Raw genomic sequence first — 770 nt, 5'->3', positions numbered from 1 at the left:
GTGCCAACATGAAGCATTGTGGTGCGCTGCGTATCGACCACGTACTTGGCCTATTGCGTCTATGGTGGATTCCAAAAGGCGAGAAAGCGACAGAAGGCGCGTACTTGTACTACCCAGTGGAAGACATGCTCGCAATCCTAGCGCTTGAGTCACACCGTCATCAGTGCTCTGTGATTGGTGAAGACTTAGGTACTGTGCCAGATGAAATCGTTGATATCCTACGTGATGCGGGCGTGCATTCGTACAAAGTCTTCTTCTTCGAAACCTCAAAAGAGGACGGCGGCTTCATTTCTCCTAAACATTACGCAGAGCAGTCTATGGCGGCATTGTGTACGCACGACATGCCAACCCTACGCGGTTTCTGGCACTGCGATGACTTGAAAATGGGTCGTGAGATTGGTCTGTACCCAGATGAAAAACAGTTGGAAGGCTTATTCGCTGACCGTTTGAAGTGCAAACAAGGCATCCTAGACAGCGTTCGTTGGCACGGTTACTTGCCAGAAGGCATTGGCCATGATGCGCAGTTCGTACCAATGGATTCATACCTAAGCGAAGCGCTTCAATTGCACGTTGCTGCGGGTGATTCTGCACTGCTTAGCGTTCAGCTTGAAGACTGGCTAGAAATGGATCAACCGGTCAACATTCCTGGCACGGTGGATGAGTATCCAAACTGGCGTCGTAAGCTGTCGATGAACCTAGATGAAATCTTCAGTCGTGAAGACGTGAATCGCATTTCTAGACGCCTTACAGAAGTTCGCGCACAGGCGAGC

The 770-nt window shown here is 50.3% G+C and carries 1 protein-coding gene; it reads left to right on the top strand.

Annotated elements, in window-relative coordinates; all coding sequences use genetic code 11:
• Positions 1-770: 4-alpha-glucanotransferase (gene malQ, locus R7Q48_RS26695; RefSeq protein ID WP_318133243.1), on the top strand; the 770-nt coding region annotated here is incomplete at both ends.

The sequence above is a fragment of the Vibrio sp. 378 genome (assembly GCF_033339435.1).
Note: the sequence above shows the minus strand (reverse complement) of the source record. Positions and strands in the feature narration are given on the sequence as shown.